Origin of the sequence: Streptococcus intermedius SK54 = ATCC 27335, from assembly GCF_000413475.1 — a bacterium.
Lineage (GTDB): Bacteria > Bacillota > Bacilli > Lactobacillales > Streptococcaceae > Streptococcus > Streptococcus intermedius.
Window position 1 is genome coordinate 238,210 of the sequence record NZ_ATFK01000003.1, and the last position, 18,600, is coordinate 256,809.

An 18,600-nucleotide genomic window follows, 5' to 3' on the forward strand; every position below is an offset into this window, starting at 1 on the left:
AACGTTTTTAAAAATTTAACCGTTGAAAATGTTTGTTTTCTTTATTTTTGATATAATAATACTATAAAAACTGGAGGATTCCAAATGAAAACGGATATAGAAATTGCTCAAAGTGTTGACTTACAGCCAATTGCTAGTGTGGTAGATAAAGTTGGAATTGATTATGACGATTTGGAACTCTACGGCAAGTATAAGGCTAAATTATCTTTTGACAAGATTCAGGAATTAAAAAAGAACCCAGTTGGTAAGCTGATTTTGGTAACAGCGATTAATCCGACACCTGCTGGAGAAGGAAAATCAACAATTACCATTGGTTTAGCAGATGCTCTTAACAAAATCGGAAAGAAAACCATGATTGCGATTCGAGAACCGTCTCTTGGGCCAGTTATGGGAATTAAAGGTGGAGCTGCTGGTGGTGGTTATGCACAGGTTCTACCAATGGAGGATATTAACCTGCATTTCACAGGAGATATGCATGCGATAACCACTGCTAACAATGCTCTTTCTGCTCTGATTGACAATCATCTTCATCAAGGAAATGATTTAGGAATTGACCAACGGCGTATCATTTGGAAACGTGTGGTAGACTTGAATGATCGTGCTTTGCGACATGTGACAGTTGGCTTGGGTAGCCCGGTTAATGGAATTCCACGGGAAGATGGTTTTGATATTACTGTTGCATCTGAAATCATGGCTATTCTCTGCTTAGCGACAAGCATTGAGGATTTGAAAGAACGTTTAGCTAATATCGTTATTGGATACCGTTATGATCGAACGCCTGTTTATGTCCGAGATTTAGAAGTAGAAGGAGCTCTTGCTCTTATCTTGAAAGATGCTATTAAGCCGAATTTGGTTCAGACTATCTATGGAACGCCTGCTTTTGTTCATGGAGGACCATTTGCTAATATTGCACATGGCTGTAATTCCGTTCTGGCAACGACAACAGCCCTGCATCTGGCAGACTACACAGTAACTGAAGCTGGCTTTGGTGCGGATTTAGGGGCTGAGAAATTCTTAGACATCAAAACACCAAATCTTCCGACCTCTCCGGATGTTGTGGTTATTGTTGCGACTCTCAGGGCCCTGAAAATGAACGGTGGTGTCGCGAAAGAAGTTTTGACCGAAGAAAATGTGGAAGCAGTGCGGGCTGGCTTTGCCAATCTTAAACGGCATGTGGAAAATATCCGTAAATTTGGCATTCCAGCTGTCGTAGCAATCAATGAGTTTGTTTCCGATACAAAAGCTGAAATTGCTGAGCTGAAAGCACTTTGTGCTCAAATTGATGTACCTGTGGAATTGGCTAGTGTCTGGGCAGATGGTGCTGACGGTGGATTGGCTCTTGCGGAAGTTGTGGTCAAAACGATTGAAACGAGACCCGCCAAGTATACTCGACTCTATGATAATAATTTGACAGTTGAAGAAAAAATCGAGAAAATTGTCAAGGAAATCTATCGTGGAACAAAAGTTAATTTTGAAAAGAAAGCAAAAACTCAAATTTCTCAAATTGTCAAGAACGGCTGGGATAGGCTGCCAATTTGTATGGCCAAGACCCAGTACAGTTTTTCAGATAATCCAGCCCTGCTTGGAGCGCCGGAAAATTTTGTGATCACCATTCGTGAAGTCGTTCCAAAAATGGGCGCAGGTTTTATTGTCGCCCTGACTGGTGATGTTATGACGATGCCAGGTTTGCCAAAACGCCCTGCAGCTCTCAATATGGATGTAGCAGCAGATGGAACTGCTATTGGACTGTTTTAAAATAACAAGGTTCGCAAGAGCCTTTTATTTTTGAATTTGGTAAACTATGTATAGTTGTATAAGCTTAAACAAAAAGGTTGGAAGGAAAGATTCGTTAGGATGAATATTAGATTAGCTCATAAATCTGATGTTGCAGCCCTTGTAGCGCTCGACGCTCCTTATGTAGAAAATACTGCTATGACATTTGAATGCCAGCTTCCCAGCACCGAAGAATTTATCAATCGCATTGAAAAGACATTGGGAAACTATTTTGATCTAGTAGTAGAAGAGGAAGGATTATAGTAGGCTATGCATATGTTTCGACTTATGATGATCGAGAGGCCTACAATTGGGCGGCTGAATTGTCAGTTTATGTAGCTAGTGAGAGTCGTGGTCGTGGGGTGGTAGCTCTCCTTCTATGATGAATTGGAACTGCTTATTGAATAGTAAGGCATTGTCCATTTTCTAGCTTGTATTGCCCTGCTGAATGATGCCAGTATTTCTTTCCATAAAAAACGTGGTTACCAGCAAGTGGATCATTTTCCCAAAATTGGTTACAAATTTGGGAAAATGGCACGATAACAACGTGGTTACAGAAGAGTTTGGATAAACCAGAAAAATTAATTAAATTAGTCAAAAATGTGGGTGTTGAAAATGAACGGTAGTTTGAATGTAGAAAACATTTTTCAAGAATTAAAAGAAGTAGCTAACAGTGATGATGCAGTTCACATGAAGGCGTATATGAAAAATCAGTTTGAATTTTTAGGAGTAAAGACACCTATTAGGAGGAAAATTTCTAAAATAGTTTTTAAGAAAAATCACAACTCTACGATAGATTGGGATTTTATCAATCGGGCTTGGGAGAATCCCTATCGTGAAATGCAATATGTGGTGCTGGATTATTTACAACTAAAACAAACATCTTTAGCCTCAAACGATTTAACAAAGGTAAAGGAATTAGCACAAACAAAACCTTGGTGGGATACGATTGACTTTTTGAGCCATTTGGTAGGTTATATTTGTTTACACTATCCTGAGACAAAGAAAATAGTATTGGATTGGAGTACGGATGAGGACATTTGGTTACGCCGATTGGCTATCGAACACCAATTACTTCAAAAAGAGCAAACGGATGTTCTGTTGCTGGAGCAAATCCTTCTCAACAATCTAGATCAGACGGAATTTTTTATCAACAAAGCCATTGGTTGGGCGCTACGTGATTATTCAAAGACTAACCCTGATTGGGTGCGAGATTTTATCCAAATGCATAAAGAGGGTCTGACATCTCTCAGTATCAGGGAAGGAAGTAAGTATTTGTAAAGGTATATAAAGTCTCGATTTATTGATGAGTGCTTTTGATAATAGTAAAACGCCTTAAATTACGTTTAGAGCGTTGCGTAATGTTAAATATTCTTTTGTTCTAAATGATGGATACGATTATATCTAGTATAATGGACGATAATAATGGTTAAAATAGCAGTGACTGTCCAGATAGCATATTGATGAATGAAGCGTGTGAGAACTCCAGTGAAAATAGCTCCTCCGATGAAACTGGCAACAATCATAGAGTAATTAACAGCCTGTCTTTGAATAATATGTCTACGCTCTTTAAAACGAATATACTCGTACCAAGCAGTGACCATTTTCCGATAATTTCCTGAGGTCATCATAATCATGTAGGGGTGAGACTCGACTTTTGAGCCTGTATAAGTTAACATGACCATTCCTGTAGAGGTTGCAAATAATATCACCCAGATAAAATAATGAGAGTGAAAGAACGGAAAGAGGAAAGTGATGAGAGTTAACGGTAAGATTCCCCAAGTACGCCAATGTGAACTTTGAGCCTGTTCTTTAAGTAGAATACCAAGGATAAAACCAAAAGTAAAGAAGACAAGTGAAAGAATGCGATAAGCCGTCTTTACGGTTGGACCATCCCAGTCGGCTACAATTAAAAGAATATTCCCTGTTTGGGTTGCGATTAGCGTACTAAATTGCATATGCGAGAAAACATCAAGGCAGCCACCTACAGCACCAAGTAAGAGAGCCATTATTCTCGTATCCTGAGGCATAAGGACAGGCTGTTTTGTTGTATCCATAACTTTTTATCCTCCTAAAATTATTTTACTCTTTTAAAATGTTAATTTCAAATGTGGAAGGAGTTGAGAATGTAATAGTTTTTCTTGACATAATTTGATAAGTATAGTAAGATTGGTTCATGCGGTGAGTCGATAGGTGGCGCAAGCCACATATTGAGCATGGGAGGTCATATACGCAGGAGCGGACCTTGATGAGTTGTGTGAACCTGCTCATCACACGAAAGTGCCTTTAGTCCCCACTTTTAGTGGGGATTTTTTGTTTGTAGTAGATGACTTCTATTGAGGCACAAAGAGAATGAGGCCAGTATTCTCTTTTGATATGGTAATGCAATGATAATTTTCATTTTGTGATTCTGGAAAATTCGGAAACTAAGAGCTTGTCGTTTAATATCCTTGATGAGTTTATTAATAACCGTCAACTTGACATTTGAATAGATTCAAGGACGTTAGTGATGTAACTTTTGTAGGCCAAAAAGCTCTATAACTTTTGTATGGGATCTACCCACTACAGAAATTATAGAGCTAGGAAAAGACTGGCAAATGAATGAGTTGCAAATCGATTATATATATTTACTTTATTCCAGTCGCCCTTCTTTGCGATAGGCTTCGTCTGGTCGCCAATTCCAATTGGCTTCGAAGTGGTGCAGAAGTTCAAAGCTAGCTGCAGGCCCCATAGTACCTGATTTATAATGATGAAGAGGAACTTCATTGTTTGCCCACAAGGCTTCAATGCGATCAATCAATTCCCAGCTAGAACGCACTTCATCCCAATGGCTGAAGTTCGTTGAGTCATTGTTTAACACATCGTATATGAGTTTCTCGTAAGGCTCTGGTGATGCACCAGAAGCGGTCGCATCTGTACGATAATCAAGTGTTAGCGGGGCTAAGCTAAACTGCTCACCTACTTCTTTGCCGTTCATGCTAAGAGAAAAACCTTCAGTTGGCTGAATGTAGATGGTCAACACATTTGGTTGGAGCGAGGAGCCAAAAATGGATTCCACTTGCTTAAAAACAATGTTGACATGAGTTCCTTTAGCAGTAAGACGCTTTCCAGTACGAAAGAAAAATGGAACCCCACGGAAACGCTCACTATCTACAAAAAACGCACCAGAAGCAAAAGTTTCTGTAGTAGATTCTGGATTAACATTTGGTTCGCTGCGATAGGAAATATATTTTTTTCCATCAACTTTGCCAGAAGTATATTGACCGCGAATAAAGAGTCTTTTCAGATCATTATCAGTAGGCTTATGTAAGTTCTTGAAAACCTTAATCTTCTCAGCTCGAATGTCATCTTTGGTGAATGCTTTTGGTTTGTCCATAGCAAGTAAGGACAGGAGCTGGAGTGTGTGATTTTGTACCATATCACGTAGAGCGCCTGAATGATCGTAATAGCCACCGCGCTCCTCCACGCCTAACTTTTCTGCAAAGGTAATCTGGATATTGTCAATATAATCACGATTCCAGATATTTTCGAAAAGAAGGTTGGCAAAGCGAATGGCAAAAATACTTTGAATCATTTCTTTTCCGAGGTAATGGTCAATACGGAAAATCTGGTCTTCGTCAAATGTTGCCAGCAAATCATCATTCAACCTGCTAGCAGAGGCAAGATCTGTACCGAAGGGTTTTTCTACAATTAAGCGTTCAAATCCTTTTCCATCAACAATTTGTTCAGATTTGAGGTGCTTGGCAATTGTTCCAAAAAACTGAGGCGCCATAGATAAAAAGAACAATTTATTGTGTTCTGCGTGATAGTGGTCATTGAGACGATTTTGTAGTTTTCTTAATTCAATATAATGTTCGGTATCTTGTACATCGTGACTTTGGTAGTAGAAATGGCTAGCAAAGTCTTGCGCTTGCTCAGGGCTATCTGCTAGGTCTGTTATCGACTCTACTACAACAGATTCAAAATATTCCTTACTCCAAGGTCTGCGAGCCGTACCGATAACAGCAAAATGCTTAGACAGATTGCCAGATTTATACAATCTAAAAAGAGAAGGATAGAGTTTTCTTTTTGCTAAATCTCCACTAGCACCAAAAATTGTAATAATCAATTTTGAAGACATTTTGAATACCCATTTTCTAATATTTTATTTATTTTACCACAAATTGATTAAAATTTCTGATTTTTGATAGCTCGAAATAAAGAGTAAAAAAGATAAAAAATAAGGATAACAAGGACAGATAGAAGAAGAAAAACAAGGTGCACACCTGTTGTGGTATCAGGAGACTGATTGACGATGACAGCAGCAGTAGCTGTTCCTAAAGCACCGGCAAATGTTTGCGCCATTTGAAAAAGTGCTGTAGCATCGGGTGATTTTTCGCGACTAATTTGTGAAACAGATAATGCCATTGTGTTGTTGAACGCCATATTGCGCCCGATCGTGAAGAAAATATAGAGTAGAATGATAAATGGCAATGTTAGGGCTTTTGTAAAGGATGCAAAAACGAAGATAGCTAAGAAAAAGAGAATATTGCCACCATATAAGGAAAATTTGGGTCCTTTGTTATCATATAATTTGCCTAAGAAAGGTGCTGAGAAAGCTCCTAACATTATTCCAGGAAGTAACGCAAAACCAGATGCAGAAGTTGCTTGGTGTTTTACTAAAACCAAGAAATTAGGAATTAGAAAATTTGCTGATAAATTGGAAAATTGATAGAGGAAAAACGGAATGATTCCAAGTAAAATAGCTGGATTTTTCAAAATACGAATATCTAAAAAAGGATGTTCCACTGTTAAACTTCTCCAAATGAAAAGTAGAAGTGATAATAAAAAGATGATGACGAAGCTCCAATTAAAACTACCTTTTTCTAAGCTAGAAATGGCCATAATAGAAAAAGTAAGCGAGAGGGCAAGGAGTAAGAAAGAAATCCATTCAAAAGGGCGTTTCTTTCTATTGGGAGTATTTTCTAAAAAGAAAAATCCTAAAATGAAGGAGATGATCGGAATCGGCATGATGAATGTGTAAATCATATGCCAATCAAACAAACTAATCATAAAGCCGCTATAAGTGGGACCAATCGCAGGAGCTAGGCTTATAACGAGTCCAGACAGTCCCATGTAAAACCCGATTTGATTGCGCGGAATACGTTCTACGATAAGATTAAACATAAGTGGCGTGGCAATTCCAGTTGCTGAACCTTGCAAAATGCGGCCTAGCATGAGTAGGGCGAAATTTGGCGCAAGCATCGCTACACCGTTTCCTACTGTAAAAATAGCTAGGCTGGTAAAGAGAATTCTACGTTCAGACCAGTTGTGCGCTAGTGTGGCTCCTAGTGTAATTGTAATGGAGACAGCGAGCAGGTAACCTGTCGTAATCCACTGCAATGTTCCAAGATCTGTATGAAACACTTTCATAAGATGCGGGAAAGTGACATTCATACTAGTTTCCGAAAGAATTCCAGCAAAAGTAATTAGAGTAGTGGCAAAAATCGATAGCAACGTTTTTCTTGAAACGACTTGGTTGTGATGTGACATAATAACTCCTAAAAATAAAAATCTTTCTGACTTTATCATAATTGCTCAGAAAAGAGCATAATAGGAGACCTAGAGAAATAGTTCTCAGGTCTTCTTTTGTTTATTCAATATGGATTAAAAGACACGATAGACATAAGGATTGCTAGGTTTCTCAACTTTTTTGAAACTATCTACTTCAAGTATTGGCAAGCTTTGTCCTAGTTGTTTATGGTAGCGAATCGTAATTTTCCCACTTGCTCTTATCCAGGTATTGTTTTCAAAATGTTCAGTATTTCCAGTTGTAAGAAGTCCATAAACCCCCGAATCGGCGATACAGTGAATAATACCAAAGCGGAACAAAAATTGACTTTTAGCATCACTTGGATCATTATAAACAAAACCGGTAAATTCTAGTCGTTTTCCAGCAAATTCATCTGGATAATCATAAAGAACTTCCATGACCTCCATGTAATTTTCATTCGTAACAGAGATGGTATCTTTTTTCAGATATTTTTTGGCGGCTGCTCGCATTTCTTTCTCATAAGCACTTTTAGTGAAATAAGTGCTGGTATCAGGTTTTAGGTACTGATTGGTAGTGCCTTCATCAGCTTGAATGTTTTTTGAACTGCCGTCAGCTAATGGGAAATGGTAACCTTTAGCAGAAACGGTCGTAGAGTCTAAACTGACTGTTGGAAAGAAGAGAGCAACCAGCAATGGTACGATGAGAAAAGCAATACTAGCAAATTTTGCCGAACGACTCGTCAGATGGCTGTGTACTTTCATTTTTTTCATCCAAACGATGAGCTGAACAATGGCTAACATAAAAGAAAGCACCATTGAAATATATGCCAAATAAGAGAAATGCATATTGATGTATTGGTTGAGTTTGCCAGAAAGTTGCAAATACATGGTAATTTCAAAATAACCAGCTAAAATTAGAAAACGAATCATAGCACTACCCCCACAAGCCAAGAATAAAGAACAACGACTAAACTAACAATTCCAATAAATTGCCAGATGAATCGTCCTTTGAGATAATTTTTCATCATGAGAATATTTTTTACATCTAACATTGGTCCAATGACGAGGAAAGCTAGAACTGGTGCTAATCCAAAACTAGAAATGAGTGAGCTTCCGATAAAGGCATCAGCTTCGCTACAAAGTGAGAGAAGAAATGCAAGCACCATCAATAATAGAATAGCCATAAGTGGTGTTGCACTAATGGAAGTCAGAATGCGTGTAGGAACATAGACTTGAACGATACTGGCAAAGAGACAGCCAAAAACTAAATAGCGACCAGTATCGAAAAATTCGTCAATAGATTGCACAAATACTTGGAATACTTTCTGGCTTTGACTTAAATGAGAAAAATCATGTTCATGCGGAATGATTCGATTTTCTTTTTGAATATTTGCAGTATTGAGAAAGCCAAAGAAGATTCCTAGAACAATTGCTACAACAACAGATCCAAAAGCTCTGAGTAACGCCATTTTAAAGGAATTTCCAAAAGCAGAGTAAGTTGCAAAGAGAACGATAGGATTGATAACTGGCGCCGTCACCATAAAAGGTACGGCTGTATAACTTGGCACTTTCTTTTCCAAAAAGCGATTGATAATGGGGACAATTCCACATTCGCAGGAAGGGAAAATAAATCCTATAAAAGTACCAAAGAAAATCCGCCCCCATTTATTTTTAGGTAGATAGCGATAAACTTTGTCTGGTGTGATATAAACCTCTATAAAACCTGAAATAATGCTCCCAATCAGCACAAAAGGCAGTGCTTCAATAATAATGGAGAGGAAAATCGCACCGGCTTGCAGCACATTAGGCGGCAGTTGATGGAAAAAGTTCATGACTTTTTAGCCTTTTGTTCTTTTTTAATCTTTTTTTCTTTTTCATCAGGAAATTCTATTTTTTCGATTTTAGGTAACGTTGCAAATTCTTCAAACATTTTATCTAAATCATCTGAACGTGTAAATTTAATAGCCATAGTAGCCTCCTTTTTCTTTTTTACTATTATACTATCATTTTGAAGATTATGGTGAAATAAAGTTGTGTGAATTATTTTCCCCTATGTAATAAAGTTTGGAATATGGTATAATACTTTTTATGGAAACAAATATTATTGAAATCGCACAAAGTTTAAATGTTAGTCAAAAACAAGTTGAAAAAGTTCTTGAATTGACAGCTGAAGGCAATACAATTCCCTTTATCGCTCGTTATCGGAAAGAAATGACGGGGAATTTGGATGAGGTAGAGATCAAAGCAATTCTTGATTTGGATAAAAGCCTGACAAATCTCAAAGAACGTAAAGAAACAGTGTTAGCTAAGATCGAGGAGCAAGGAAAGCTGACGGATAAATTACGTGCAGCTATTGAAGCAGCTGAAAAGTTGACTGATGTGGAAGAACTTTATCTTCCTTACAAAGAAAAACGTCGGACAAAGGCTACGATTGCGCGTGCAGCAGGACTTTTTCCCTTGGCACGGCTTATATTGCAAAATGTTAGCAATCTACAAGAAGAAGCCATTGGTTTAACTAGTGAAGCATTTCCAACGGCAGAAGCGGCTCTATCTGGAGCTGTAGATATTTTGGTGGAAGCCATTTCAGAAGATGTCCAACTGCGTGCATGGACCTATCATGAAATACTGAAAAATTCAAGCATTGTTTCAACTTTGAAAGATGCAAATTTGGACGAAAAGCAAGTATTTCAAATTTATTATGATTTTTCTGAAAAAATTGCGGATATGCAAGGTTATCGGACTTTAGCTTTAAATCGGGGTGAAAAGCTAGGTGTTCTTAAAGTTGGCTTTGAACATAATGTAGAAAAAATCATTCGCTTTTTTGAGTTGCGGTTTAAGATTAAAAATAACTACATTCATGAAGCAATCCAACAAGCAGTGAAAAAGAAAATCATTCCAGCTATGGAACGTCGAATTCGAACAGAATTAACTGAAACAGCGGAAGATGGTGCTATTCAGCTATTTTCAGACAATCTTCGTCATCTGCTCTTAATTGCGCCACTCAAAGGGCGCGTAGTACTCGGTTTTGACCCAGCTTTCCGGACAGGAGCTAAGCTAGCAGTCGTAGATGCAACTGGAAAAATGCTGACAACTCAGGTTATCTATCCTGTTCCGCCAGCAAAAGCAGCACAAATTGAAGCTTCTAAGCAAGAACTGTCAGACTTGATTGAACAATTTGGCGTTGAAATTATCGCTATTGGAAATGGAACAGCTAGTCGAGAAAGTGAAGCGTTTGTTGCTGAAGTGCTGAAAACTCATCCCAATGTCAGCTATGTCATTGTAAATGAAAGCGGTGCATCTGTTTATTCAGCTAGCGAATTGGCGCGGCATGAATTTCCTGATTTGACCGTTGAGAAACGTTCGGCTATCTCGATTGCTCGGCGTTTGCAGGATCCGCTTGCAGAGTTGGTTAAAATTGATCCGAAATCAATCGGTGTTGGGCAATACCAGCATGATGTTAGTCAGAAGAAATTATCTGAAAGCTTGGATTTTGTTGTAGATACCGTTGTCAATCAGGTTGGCGTTAATATCAATACTGCAAGTCCCTCTCTTCTCTCTCATGTAGCAGGATTGAACAAAACGATTTCTGAAAATATTGTCAAATATCGTGAAGAAGAAGGTATGATTCATTCGCGTGAAGATATTAAAAAAGTGCCTCGCTTGGGTGCTAAAGCATTTGAACAGGCAGCAGGTTTCTTACGGATTCCCGAAAGTGACAATATTTTAGACAATACAGGTGTTCACCCAGAGAGTTATCCAGCTGTTGAGAAATTATTCCAAATGCTAGCAGTTAAAGACTTGAATCAAGATGGTCAGGAAAAATTACAGTCATTGGATGTAGCCAAGGTAGTTAACGACTTGGGAATAGGGGAAGCAACACTTAAAGACATCATTGCAGACTTACTCAAGCCAGGTCGAGATTTACGTGATTCGTTTGATGCACCAGTTCTTCGTCAAGATGTTCTAGATATAAAGGACTTACAAATTGGGCAAAAATTAGAAGGTGTTGTTCGCAATGTTGTTGATTTTGGAGCTTTTGTGGATATTGGTATTCATGAAGATGGCTTGATTCATATTTCGAAGCTCAGCAACAACTATGTCAAACATCCGAGTCAAATTGTCTCTGTCGGTGACTTGGTGACAGTCTGGGTAGATAAATTGGATATAGAAAGAGAAAAGGTCAATCTTTCCTTGGTGTCGCCACATGAATCTAACTAACTATGTTAGACAAGTTTCTTCAGAAGATTTTGGCAAGGAATTTCGTCATGAGGCTGTTTGGAACACACGCCTTCGATCAACAGGCGGACGCTTTTTTCAAAAAGATGGTCATCTTGATTTTAACTTCAAAATCTATGAACGGTTTGGTTTAGAGACTTTCCGAAAAATTGTTCGACATGAGCTGTGTCATTATCATCTTTACTTTGAAAAGAAGGGCTATCGCCATAGGGATCAGGATTTTAAAAACTTGTTGAAAAAGGTTGATGGGCTTCGTTATGCACCGGGTTTTGATTATCGTTCTACGGTCTTGATTTATCAATGTCAACAATGTCATATGTTCTATTCCAGAAAAAAACAAATCAATCCAAAACGGTATTGCTGTGGAAAGTGTCAAGGCAAGCTGAAATTTATCAGACAGCAGCAGTTTTAAACATTGATAATAAGAAATCCGCCTAAGGACGGATGGCATGATGGTTAAAATATGCTACACTAATTCTAGTATCAATGAAAGAGGCTGAATGATTATGAAAACACAATTCTATAAATTACGCCGAAATAGCGCTATATCAGGAGTCTTAGCTGGTTTGTCTGACAAATTTGGTTTGGATGTTGGTCTCGTTCGCTTTTTATTCGTTTTATTTACTATCTTTAACTTTGGCTTAGGGATTATCATCTATATCATCTTAGCAGCTGTGATGCCTTACAAGGAAGATGTGGAAGAAGAAATGTATGGAACAGGACCTCGTAAGCGCAAAGAAGCAGAAGCTATCAAAGAAGAAGATGGTTGGTTTTGGTGATTATAATAGAATAAGAGCTTGTTTATAGATGCAAAAAGGAGTTCATGCAATGGACTCTCTTATTTTTGAAGGAGAAGAGATGGAATATTGGGATGCTTATGATGAGTATCGGGAAAAAGTTGGATATAAATTGCTCAGAGGAGAAGAGATTCCAGAAGGGAAGTACCATCTTTGTGTCAATGTCTTTGTTCGTCATATAGATGGGGAATTTCTCCTGATGCACCGCAGTCCTAAAAAAGAGATTCATCCTAATTATTATGAGTTTGGTGCAGGAGGAAGTGTGCTGGCTGGTGAAGATAGCATGACCGCAGCCTATCGTGAATTGCGGGAAGAAACTGGTCTAATTCCTATAGAACTACAACTGATTGACCAAGTGACGTCATCTAATGATCGCTGTCATTTTGATTTTTATGAGGCCATCGTGGCAGAGAAAACGGTGAGGTATCAAGAGAGTGAAACGGATGGTCACGTCTGGTTGAAGTCTAGTGATCTTCGATATTTTATGGAGCGATATCCTGTATTTCAAAATCAAAAACAAATTGTAGAACAAATGATTCAGTCAGAGGACTGATGGGGACTACAGATGTTTGAATCCATTTTCTTTGCAAAATCAAAGATGAAACTCTCTTTTAGTCTGAAAATTTGCTATAATAGATAAAGAAATTATCAAAGGGGAAAAATATGGCTGTAAGGATCAAAGATCTATTAAATAAAGTCAGATTAAATGTGGTTTATGGTGATGAGAAAATGTTGGAAAAAGAGATTACAACATCTGATATTTCTCGTCCTGGACTTGAAATGACAGGCTATTTTGACTATTACACACCAGAACGTATCCAGCTAATGGGAATGAAAGAATGGTCTTACTTGATGAAGATGACCTCTCACAATCGCTATCAAGTTTTACGGAAAATGTTTGAACGAGACACTGTTATGATTGTGGCGCGTGATCTGAAAGTACCTGATGAGATGTTGAAGGCTGCGAAGGAAAACAAAATTGTTGTTCTCAGCAGTCATACACCGACAAGTCGTTTGTCAGGTGAAATTTCTAGCTATCTAGATTCACGTTTGGCTGAACGAACCAGTATTCATGGCGTTCTAATGGATATTTATGGCATGGGCGTTTTGATACAAGGTGATAGCGGAATTGGAAAAAGTGAAACTGGCTTGGAATTGGTCAAACGCGGTCATCGTCTGGTGGCTGATGATCGAGTAGACATCTATGCCAAAGATGAAATGACTCTCTGGGGTGAGCCAGCTGAAATTTTGCGCCATTTACTTGAGATTCGTGGCGTCGGGATTATTGATGTTATGAGCCTTTACGGAGCAAGTGCTGTAAAAGATTCATCACAGGTTCAGTTGGCTGTTTATCTGGAAAATTATGATGTCAATAAAACATTTGATCGTTTGGGGAACAATGGTGAGGAGTTTGAAGTATCAGGTGTAGCGATTCCAAGAATCCGGATTCCTGTGAAAACCGGTCGAAATATTTCAGTAGTAATTGAAGCGGCAGCTATGAATTACCGCGCAAAAGAAATGGGCTTTGATGCAACGAAGACTTTTGAGGAACGCTTAACCAATCTTATTAGTAAAAATGAGGTGGCTCATGATTAATCCAATTGCATTTAAGATAGGGCCTTTTAGTATTCGTTGGTATGCGATTTGTATTGTGACAGGCTTGATTTTAGCTGTCTATCTAGCTATGAAAGAAGCACCAAGGAAAAAGATTATTCCAGATGACATTCTTGATTTTATTCTTGTTGCATTTCCTCTGTCGATCGTTGGGGCTCGCATTTACTATGTCATTTTTGACTGGAACTATTATGCTAAAAATCCTGCTGAGATTTTTGCTATTTGGCACGGGGGAATTGCTATTTATGGTGGTTTAATTACTGGAGCGATTGTCTTATATTTCTTCTCCCAACGAAAATTCATTAACACACTAGACTTTTTAGATATTGCTGTTCCAGGTGTAATGATTGCTCAAAGTCTTGGGCGTTGGGGCAATTTCTTCAACCAAGAGGCTTACGGAGCGATTGTTAAACGTTTGGATTACTTGCCAAGTTTTATTCGCAACCAAATGTATATTGACGGACATTATCGGCAACCAACTTTCTTTTATGAGTCGGTTTGGAATTTGTTAGGATTTGCTTTAGTGATGGTTGCGAGAAGAAAGAAAAACTTCCTCAAACGTGGAGAAATGACTGGATTTTATCTTATTTGGTATGGAATAGGTCGCATGGTGATTGAAGGCATGCGAACAGATAGTCTCATGTTTGCGGGCTTGCGTGTATCACAATGGTTGTCTGCTGTTCTAGTGGTCGCAGGAATTATTCTTATCATTTACCAAAGAAAAAAAGTAGATACCCCTTATTATTAAAAAGTTAGGAGAAAAAAATGCTTGAAATTGCTTATAGTTTAGTGGCCCTTGCTTTGATTACTTTGATTGTTTACACGATTTTCTTAGTCAGGAAAATCTCAACTGTCGTTGATGAAACAGAAAAAACAATTCAGGTATTGACAACGGATGTCAATGTGACACTCTATCAGACAAATGAATTGTTAACCAAAGTGAATGTTTTAGCAGATGATATTAACGGGAAAATGACAACAATTGATCCACTTTTCACTGCAGTTGCAGATTTGTCAGAGTCAGTTTCAGATTTAAATGATTCTGCTCGGCATTTGAGTAAAAAAGTCGCTACAGCAGGTAAAAATGGAGTGAAAGCTGGTGCAACTTTATCGGCTTTGCGTATGATTACTAAATTATTTAAAAAATAAGAAAGAAGGATTATTATGGGTAAATTTTCATCTATCCTTTTAGGAACAATCTCTGGTGCGGCTGCAGCAGTATTTCTCACCAGTAAAAAAGGAAAAGAAGTGACGGCTAAGGTTTCAGATTTCATGAATGAAGTTAAAGAAAATCCAGACGATTTTAAAGATCAGGTAGTGCAAAAAGCAAATCATTTCTCTAATCAGGCTGTAGAAGCAGTCAATCAAGCTAAAGAAAAGGTCGAGAGTGGAGAAATTACAGGTGAAACAGTTCTTGACTCTGTTAAAGAGGCAACGAAACAAGTAGTTGACTTTTCACAGGAAAAATTTAAGGAATGGAAAGAAAAAATGGAGACGGAGGAGATTTCCCCAGAAGATTTAAAAAAGTCTGCCCCAGAATCAGCAGAAAAAGAGACGACTTCTGAGGACATTGTTATTGATTTGACAAAAAAACAAGAATCAGAAAATGAAGATAAAAAAATTGAGGATTAACACCTCGATTTTTTTATCTGTTTAACTGATCAATTGCATCACAACAAAAATAGCACCTCTGAAAAAGTGGGTGCTTTATCTCAAAACTATTTATTTATTTTGCGACGAATAAACGCTTGTTGCCCTTTGACGCAAATCAAGCTAAGAGAAATTGCTAATGTAAAAGCAAAGAATGTATTTAATTTAACGGATAGGAATAAAAAACTAAATAAAACTGTCAAGATACAAAACGTAGCAATATTGACAAAAAATAGCAATTCTTTCAGATTTGGATTTGTTTTTGCTTCAGGGATATAATCTTGATAAAGGGGATAGCGTTCTTCTTCTAATTCTAAATAAGTGTAGTCTTCTTGGTAAGACTGATATTTTCTTGCGGTCATGTTCTCTCTCCTTACAGTACTCTCTTATTTTACCATGATTTTAATTAGATAAATATTACATAACGGTTACAAAAAGAATAAAAATGCTTTTCAAATTAAAAAATAGAAGTAAAATAGAAAATATGATATAATTTCACTATGGAAAAAATTATCATTACAGCAACTGCTGAGAGTGTGGAGCAAGTAAAAGAGCTTTTAAAAGCAGGTGTAGATCGCATATATGTTGGAGAAAAAGAGTATGGTCTTCGTCTACCCCATACTTTTTCTTATGATGAACTGCGTCAGATTGCAACTATTGTGCATGAAGCAGGCAAGGAGTTGACAGTTGCTGTCAACTCCTTGATGCATCAGGAAATGATGAATCAAATCAAGCCTTTTCTTGAGTTTTTAGTGGAGATTCAAGCAGATTATATAACGGTGGGAGATGCTGGTGTTTTTTATATATTAAAACGTGATGGCTATCCATTTAAGACGATTTATGATGCCTCGACCATGGTTGCTAGCAGTCGTCAAGTGAATTTTTGGGGACAAAAGGCAGGTGCTTCAGAGGCGGTTTTAGCACGCGAAATTCCATCGGCAGAATTATTCAAAATGCAAGAGATTTTAGAAATCCCTGTTGAAATTTTAGTCTATGGTGCGAGCGTCATTCATCATTCTAAACGACCACTGTTGCAGAATTATTATAATTTCACTCATATTAATGATGAAAAGAACCGTGAGCGTGATTTATTCCTTGCAGAGCCAAGCGATCCAGAAAGTCATTATTCTATTTTTGAGGATAATCATGGCACTCATATTTTTGCAAATAATGATTTGGATATGATGACCAAGTTGCGTGAATTGGTAGAACATGGTTTCACACATTGGAAACTAGAAGGAATTTATACGCCAGGACACAATTTTGTTGAAATTGCCAAACTTTTTGTGCAAGCGCGTGAATTGATTGAGCTCAATCAATTCACATCAGACCAAGCGTTCCTTTTGGATGAACAGGTTCATCAGTTACATCCAAAGAATCGTTTCTTAGATACTGGTTTTTATGACTATGATCCGGATCAGGTGAAATAAAGAATATAGGTGGTCACAATTGTGACTGCTTATTTATCTTTTAAATTCTGATTCCTTTAGCTTGCTTTCACGTCTTTTTTGCTATAAAATAAAAAGGCTAAGCAATAGAATTTAGAAAGAGCGAGATATGACAAAAACTTTAAAAAGACCAGAAGTTTTGGCACCTGCTGGAACATTGGAAAAATTAAAAGTGGCCATTCGCTATGGAGCGGATGCTGTGTATATTGGTGGACAAGCCTATGGTTTGCGTAGTCGTGCAGGAAACTTTACATTTGAAGAAATGGAAGAGGGCGTTCAATTTGCTCGCGAGCATGGCGCTAAAGTCTATGTAGCTGCGAACATGGTAACACATGAAGGAAATGAAGAAGGAGCTGGAGAATGGTTCCGGACTTTACGTGATATTGGAATTTCTGCCGTTATCGTGTCAGACCCAGCTTTGATTGCCATTGCTTGCACAGAAGCGCCAGGTTTGGAAGTGCACTTGTCAACACAAGCTAGCGCGACAAACTATGAAACGCTAGAATTTTGGAAAGATTTAGGTTTAACGCGTGTGGTTTTGGCACGTGAAGTTTCCATGGAAGAATTAGCAGAAATCCGCAAGCATACTGATGTTGAGATTGAAGCTTTTGTTCATGGAGCTATGTGCATTTCTTACTCAGGACGCTGTACCTTATCCAACCACATGAGTATGCGCGATGCCAACCGTGGAGGTTGCTCACAATCTTGTCGTTGGAAATATGATTTGTACGATATGCCATTTGGGCAAGAGCGCAAAAGCTTAAAAGGGGAAATTCCAGAAGAATTCTCCATGTCAGCTGTTGATATGTCCATGATTGATCACATTCCAGATATGATCGAAAATGGAGTGGATAGCTTGAAAATTGAAGGGCGTATGAAGTCTATTCACTATGTATCCACTGTTTCAAATTGTTATAAAGCTGCAGTTGATGCTTATCTTGAAAGTCCAGAAAAGTTTGAAGCGATCAAGCAAGATTTAGTAGATGAAATGTGGAAAGTAGCGCAGCGTGAGTTGGCGACAGGATTTTATTATCACACACCGACTGAAAATGAGCAACTTTTTGGAGCACGACGAAAAATTCCGCAATATAAATTTGTAGCAGAAGTGGTGGCTTATGACTCTGCCACACAAACAGCGACTATTCGACAACGAAATGTCATCAATGAAGGTGATCTAGTCGAATTTTATGGTCCTGGTTTCCGGCATTTTGATGGGGTAATTACAGATTTACATGATTCAGATGGGAATAAAATTGACCGTGCTCCAAATCCAATGGAATTGTTGACCATCTCCTTGCCGCACCCGGTTTATCCAGGCGATATGGTACGTAGTCGTAAAGAAGGACTGATAAATCTTTACAAAGAAGATGGAACAAGCGTCACAGTAAGAGCATAAAATCTACATTGAAAAGGGGAGATTATTAATTCTGCCTCTTTTTATTTGTAAAAAAATATTTTAAAAATTCGAATGTAAACGCTTGCTTTTTCGAAAAAGAAAGTGTACAATATAGTTGAAGAAAGATAAGAAAGGGATGATTCCAATGGGTATT

General features: G+C 38.0%; 19 protein-coding genes and 2 pseudogenes. 13 read left to right on the forward strand and 8 right to left on the reverse strand.

Features of this window, described 5'->3' with window-relative positions; translation table 11 throughout:
• The first annotated feature begins 84 nt into the window (after positions 1–84).
• The 3 genes and pseudogenes from HMPREF1654_RS05245 to HMPREF1654_RS05255 all read left to right on the forward strand — a co-directional run bounded on the left by HMPREF1654_RS05245 (position 85) and on the right by HMPREF1654_RS05255 (position 3,054).
• Positions 85–1,755, forward strand: coding sequence for a formate--tetrahydrofolate ligase (locus HMPREF1654_RS05245; RefSeq protein WP_003076743.1), 1,671 nt, complete (start codon positions 85–87; stop codon positions 1,753–1,755).
• A 99-nt stretch (positions 1,756–1,854) separates the two neighbouring features.
• Positions 1,855–2,399 (forward strand): annotated as a pseudogene (locus HMPREF1654_RS10030) (N-acetyltransferase family protein).
• Position 2,400: 1 nt separating this feature from the next.
• A complete protein-coding gene (locus HMPREF1654_RS05255; RefSeq protein ID WP_037589465.1) occupies positions 2,401–3,054 on the forward strand; it encodes a DNA alkylation repair protein in 654 nt (217 codons plus the stop codon).
• 83 nt (positions 3,055–3,137) lie between these two features.
• Here the strand turns inward: HMPREF1654_RS05255 and HMPREF1654_RS05260 are convergent, their stop codons facing one another.
• From HMPREF1654_RS05260 to HMPREF1654_RS10035, 7 genes and pseudogenes are all read right to left on the reverse strand, one after another.
• Positions 3,138–3,830 (reverse strand): YoaK family protein, encoded by a 693-nt coding sequence (locus HMPREF1654_RS05260; protein WP_003069464.1) that lies wholly within the window; start codon positions 3,828–3,830, stop codon positions 3,138–3,140.
• A gap of 242 nt (positions 3,831–4,072) precedes the next feature.
• A pseudogene (locus HMPREF1654_RS10230) lies at positions 4,073–4,308 on the reverse strand (hypothetical protein); the annotation flags it as partial.
• A gap of 97 nt (positions 4,309–4,405) precedes the next feature.
• Positions 4,406–5,893, reverse strand: a complete 1,488-nt coding sequence (zwf, locus tag HMPREF1654_RS05265) for a glucose-6-phosphate dehydrogenase (protein WP_003077058.1) — start codon at positions 5,891–5,893, stop codon at positions 4,406–4,408.
• Between the two features lie 47 nt (positions 5,894–5,940).
• The gene (locus tag HMPREF1654_RS05270) at positions 5,941–7,305 is read right to left on the reverse strand and encodes an MFS transporter (protein WP_003076353.1); all 1,365 of its coding nucleotides are present in this window, start codon (positions 7,303–7,305) and stop codon (positions 5,941–5,943) included.
• Between the two features lie 114 nt (positions 7,306–7,419).
• Positions 7,420–8,235: a TIGR03943 family putative permease subunit gene (locus tag HMPREF1654_RS05275; protein WP_003076581.1), complete on the reverse strand. Its 816-nt coding sequence runs from the start codon at positions 8,233–8,235 to the stop codon at positions 7,420–7,422.
• Positions 8,232–9,137: a permease gene (locus HMPREF1654_RS05280; protein WP_003076483.1), complete on the reverse strand. Its 906-nt coding sequence runs from the start codon at positions 9,135–9,137 to the stop codon at positions 8,232–8,234. Before HMPREF1654_RS05280 ends, HMPREF1654_RS05275 begins: the two co-directional genes overlap by 4 nt.
• Positions 9,134–9,274: an SPJ_0845 family protein gene (locus HMPREF1654_RS10035; RefSeq protein ID WP_003072333.1), complete on the reverse strand. Its 141-nt coding sequence runs from the start codon at positions 9,272–9,274 to the stop codon at positions 9,134–9,136. The genes HMPREF1654_RS05280 and HMPREF1654_RS10035 overlap by 4 nt, the downstream gene beginning before the upstream one ends.
• A gap of 119 nt (positions 9,275–9,393) precedes the next feature.
• Here HMPREF1654_RS10035 and HMPREF1654_RS05285 point away from each other — a divergent pair, with 119 nt between their 5' ends.
• The 8 genes from HMPREF1654_RS05285 to HMPREF1654_RS05320 all read left to right on the forward strand — a co-directional run bounded on the left by HMPREF1654_RS05285 (position 9,394) and on the right by HMPREF1654_RS05320 (position 15,584).
• Complete coding sequence (locus HMPREF1654_RS05285) at positions 9,394–11,523, forward strand: Tex family protein (protein WP_003076319.1); 2,130 nt, start codon at positions 9,394–9,396, stop codon at positions 11,521–11,523.
• A complete protein-coding gene (locus tag HMPREF1654_RS05290; RefSeq protein ID WP_003076869.1) occupies positions 11,510–11,953 on the forward strand; it encodes a SprT family protein in 444 nt (147 codons plus the stop codon). The genes HMPREF1654_RS05285 and HMPREF1654_RS05290 overlap by 14 nt, the downstream gene beginning before the upstream one ends.
• 94 nt (positions 11,954–12,047) lie before the next feature.
• Positions 12,048–12,320 carry a PspC domain-containing protein gene (locus tag HMPREF1654_RS05295; protein WP_003072339.1) on the forward strand — a complete coding sequence of 91 codons (273 nt, stop codon included), beginning with the start codon at positions 12,048–12,050 and terminating at the stop codon, positions 12,318–12,320.
• Positions 12,321–12,369: 49 nt separating this feature from the next.
• Positions 12,370–12,891, forward strand: coding sequence for an NUDIX hydrolase (locus tag HMPREF1654_RS05300; protein WP_016670396.1), 522 nt, complete (start codon positions 12,370–12,372; stop codon positions 12,889–12,891).
• Positions 12,892–13,001: 110 nt separating this feature from the next.
• On the forward strand, positions 13,002–13,934 hold the full coding sequence (gene hprK, locus HMPREF1654_RS05305) for an HPr(Ser) kinase/phosphatase (RefSeq protein ID WP_003076443.1): 933 nt from the start codon (positions 13,002–13,004) through the stop codon (positions 13,932–13,934).
• The gene (lgt, locus tag HMPREF1654_RS05310) at positions 13,927–14,700 is read left to right on the forward strand and encodes a prolipoprotein diacylglyceryl transferase (RefSeq protein WP_003076307.1); all 774 of its coding nucleotides are present in this window, start codon (positions 13,927–13,929) and stop codon (positions 14,698–14,700) included. Before hprK ends, lgt begins: the two co-directional genes overlap by 8 nt.
• Positions 14,701–14,717: 17 nt before the next feature.
• Positions 14,718–15,101, forward strand: coding sequence for a DUF948 domain-containing protein (locus HMPREF1654_RS05315; RefSeq protein WP_003077050.1), 384 nt, complete (start codon positions 14,718–14,720; stop codon positions 15,099–15,101).
• Between the two features lie 15 nt (positions 15,102–15,116).
• Positions 15,117–15,584, forward strand: coding sequence for a YtxH domain-containing protein (locus tag HMPREF1654_RS05320; RefSeq protein ID WP_003076497.1), 468 nt, complete (start codon positions 15,117–15,119; stop codon positions 15,582–15,584).
• An 86-nt stretch (positions 15,585–15,670) separates the two neighbouring features.
• Here HMPREF1654_RS05320 and HMPREF1654_RS05325 read toward each other — a convergent pair whose 3' ends face one another.
• Positions 15,671–15,964, reverse strand: a complete 294-nt coding sequence (locus tag HMPREF1654_RS05325; RefSeq protein WP_003072351.1) for a DUF3270 family protein — start codon at positions 15,962–15,964, stop codon at positions 15,671–15,673.
• Between the two features lie 138 nt (positions 15,965–16,102).
• On the opposite strand from HMPREF1654_RS05325, the gene HMPREF1654_RS05330 reads away from it, so the two are divergent.
• Together HMPREF1654_RS05330 and HMPREF1654_RS05335 are read left to right on the forward strand one after the other, a co-directional pair.
• Positions 16,103–17,032: a peptidase U32 family protein gene (locus HMPREF1654_RS05330; RefSeq protein WP_003076400.1), complete on the forward strand. Its 930-nt coding sequence runs from the start codon at positions 16,103–16,105 to the stop codon at positions 17,030–17,032.
• 127 nt (positions 17,033–17,159) lie between these two features.
• Positions 17,160–18,446 (forward strand): peptidase U32 family protein, encoded by a 1,287-nt coding sequence (locus HMPREF1654_RS05335; RefSeq protein WP_003076491.1) that lies wholly within the window; start codon positions 17,160–17,162, stop codon positions 18,444–18,446.
• Positions 18,447–18,600: the final 154 nt, after the last annotated feature.